Annotated in this window: 4 protein-coding genes; 2 read left to right on the forward strand and 2 right to left on the reverse strand. The window is 66.9% G+C overall.

The window, feature by feature from the left end; genetic code table 11:
* Nucleotides 1-439 (reverse strand): acetylglutamate kinase (gene argB / locus VN419_RS14350; RefSeq protein ID WP_325647905.1); only part of this gene is annotated, 439 nt, incomplete at its 3' end.
* Between the two features lie 256 nt (nt 440-695).
* Nucleotides 696-857: a hypothetical protein gene (locus VN419_RS14355; protein WP_325647902.1), complete on the reverse strand. Its 162-nt coding sequence runs from the start codon at nt 855-857 to the stop codon at nt 696-698.
* Nucleotides 858-1,126: 269 nt separating this feature from the next.
* Between VN419_RS14355 and VN419_RS14360 the strand changes: the two genes are divergently transcribed.
* The gene (locus tag VN419_RS14360; protein WP_325647903.1) at nt 1,127-1,630 is read left to right on the forward strand and encodes an NfeD family protein; all 504 of its coding nucleotides are present in this window, start codon (nt 1,127-1,129) and stop codon (nt 1,628-1,630) included.
* Between the two features lie 26 nt (nt 1,631-1,656).
* Nucleotides 1,657-2,682, forward strand: a complete 1,026-nt coding sequence (locus VN419_RS14365; RefSeq protein ID WP_325647904.1) for a stomatin-like protein — start codon at nt 1,657-1,659, stop codon at nt 2,680-2,682.
* The last annotated feature ends 44 nt before the right edge of the window (nt 2,683-2,726 follow it).

Raw genomic sequence — 2,726 nt, forward strand, 5'->3', positions numbered from 1 at the left:
CGGTGGGGGCGTCGTCGCGGCTGATGGCCAGTTCCTTCTTCTCGGCGCGGATGAGCATGCCGTCCTTGCCGGAAAGGCCCACCGCCCGGCCCCCGGCCAGGTTGATGAGGTTCACGATCTCCTTGTTGACCTTGCCCACCAGCACCATCTCCACCACGTCCATGGTGGCGTCGTCCGTCACGCGCAGACCCTGGCGGAAGTGGCTCTCGATGTTCAGTGCCTTCAGCATCTGCCCGATCTGCGGGCCGCCGCCGTGCACGATGATGGGATTGACCCCCACGTACTTGAGCAGCACCACGCTGCGCGCGAAGCTCTGCTTCAGCGTCTCGTCGATCATGGCGTTGCCGCCGTACTTGATGACCACGGTCTGCCCCGCGAATTCGCGGATGTAGGGCAGCATCTCGATGATCATGCGGGCGCGCTCGGCGTCCTGGCTCAGGTCGCGCGGGGTGCTTGTGGGGCAGGCGAAGGCCGCCTTGGAATCGTCGGGCGTGCTCATGGAAACCTCCGGCGGGCGATATGGCGCGCCGGGACGGGGCGTCGGGCGCGGCTGAAAAACGTCAGGCGAAAAATGTCTGGCGGACAATCGCCGAGGGGGGCGTTTCTGTCAAGAATCGCGGGGTGCGGCAGGGCGTGCGCAGGGCATGGAGCAGGGCGCGGCTGAAGAGGGAGACCGCAGGGTGTCGGGTCGGGTCTTATCCGGCCACGGGCCCGGTGAGCGGGCGGTACAGGGCGCGCTCGTAGCTCCTGGTCAGGCTGCGGGCCAGGGACGTGGGCAGGCCCAGGTCGCGCAGGCGGCAGTACAGATGCAGCGGGTTCAGGTGGTGGGTCAGGGCGTCGTGCAGGCGGCGGCTCATGATGTGAACTCCTGTTGCGCGTCTTATCGGCGCGGCGAACAGGGCGCATTAGCCGGGCGCACAGGCGCGCGCAAGGGCTGGCGGTACGTATTTTTGCCGCGCCCGCGGCACCGGGAGCATTTGGCCGTACTTGGGCGTCCGCGCGGTTGCGCGACGGTCGGGCCGGCCTCTGCGCCGCCCTTGCCTTCCGCCGTTTGCGGCCCCTTTGCGCCGCCCTTGCCGTGGGCCCGGCATTGGCGTATTGCAGGCAAGAGAGCGTGGAGGGTTGTATGGACGGCTTCTGGACGGCGCACCTTATGTGGTTCCTGGCGGGAACGGTCCTGCTCCTTGCGGAGCTGGCCCTGCCTGGCTTCGTGCTGCTGTTCTTCGCCCTGGGGGCTTACGCCGCCGCGTTGTGCGCCTATGGCCTGGGCCTGGGGACGGGCGGGCAGTTCGTCGTCTTCCTGGCGGCCTCCCTGGCGGGCATGGCGCTTCTGCGGCGCATGTTTCTGCGCGTGTTCCGGGGGCGCACCCATTCGCCCGCGGCCGAGGGCGCGGAAAATGGCGCGCAGGGCGAATCCGCCGGCGATGGAGCCGACACCGGCGTTGGCAAGCACGCCGTGGCCACGCGGGCCATGGGTCCGGGCCAGCCCGGCGAGATAAAGTTCCGGGGCAGCTTCTGGCGGGCCCAGTCCGGGGAAAATATCGGCGAAGGCGAGAATGTGGTCATCATCGGCCTGGCCCAGAACGACTCCGGCGCATATCTGGTGCGCTCCGCCAAGGCGGAGCGTTAGGCGCGGCGGACTGCAAGGGGGATTCCATGCTGGACGGCAACATCGTCATCCTGGTCATTCTGGCCCTGCTCGCCATCATCGTGTTCGCCAAGTCCGCCGTGGTGGTGCCCCAGAAATCGGAATTCATCGTGGAGCGCCTGGGCAAGTACCACAACACCCTGGGCGCGGGCTTCCACATCCTCATCCCCTTTGTGGACAGCGTGGCCTACAAGCGCTCCATGAAGGAGGAGGTCATCGAGATTCCTCCCCAGGTGTGCATCACCAAGGACAACGTGTCCGTCAGCATCGACGGCCTCATCTATCTCGAAGTGCGCGACGCGCAGCTCTCCTGCTACGGCATCGCCAACTACTACCAGGCGGCCATCCAGCTTTCGCAAACGAGCTTGCGCTCGGCCATCGGCAAGATCGAGCTGGACCGCACCTTTGAAACGCGCGAGGCTATCAACCACCAGGTCATCACCGCCGTGGACGAGGCCGCCACCACCTGGGGCGTGAAGGTGCTGCGCTACGAGATCAAGGACATCAATCCCCCGGCCAGCATCATGGCCGCCATGGAGCTGCAGGTGAAGGCCGAGCGCGAGAAGCGCGCCGAGATCGCCCGCAGCGAAGGCGAGCGCCAGGCCCGCATCAATATGGCCGAGGGCCAGCGCCAGCAGGCCATCAACGTGTCCGAGGGCGAGAAGCAGAAGCGCATCAATGAAGCGGAAGGCCGCGCAAGCGAGATTGAGATCGTGGCCGAGGCCACGGCCGAGGGCATCCGCCGCGTGGCGGTGGCGCTGGGCAACGAGGGCGGCATGGACGCGGCCAAGGTGCGCCTGGCCGAAAAATACATCGGCGAGTTCGGCAACCTGGCCAAGGCCAACAACACGCTCATACTTCCGGCCAACGTGGCCGATGTCTCCGGCCTCGTGGCCTCGGCTTTGGCCGTGGTGGACGGGGTGCGCGGGACCAGAATACAGGCAACCACCCATTCAACAACCGACCAGAGCGCGAGAGGCCAGGAGGCCGGAGCCCCCACGGGTTTCGGGCCGGGCCAGACGCGCGGGAGCTGATTTTCCATGGAGCATGACGACAAAGAGATCACCGGGGCCGCCAG

Origin of the sequence: Humidesulfovibrio sp., assembly GCF_035560995.1 — a bacterium.
GTDB lineage: Bacteria > Desulfobacterota > Desulfovibrionia > Desulfovibrionales > Desulfovibrionaceae > Humidesulfovibrio.

Bases quoted from the DNA above. Each gene is read 5' to 3' on its own strand.
- VN419_RS14355 (WP_325647902.1), bottom strand. From the start codon at position 857: ATGAGCCGCCGCCTGCACGACGCCCTGACCCACCACCTGAACCCGCTG.
- VN419_RS14360 (WP_325647903.1), top strand. From the start codon at position 1,127: ATGGACGGCTTCTGGACGGCGCACCTTATGTGGTTCCTGGCGGGAACG.
- VN419_RS14365 (WP_325647904.1), top strand. From the start codon at position 1,657: ATGCTGGACGGCAACATCGTCATCCTGGTCATTCTGGCCCTGCTCGCC.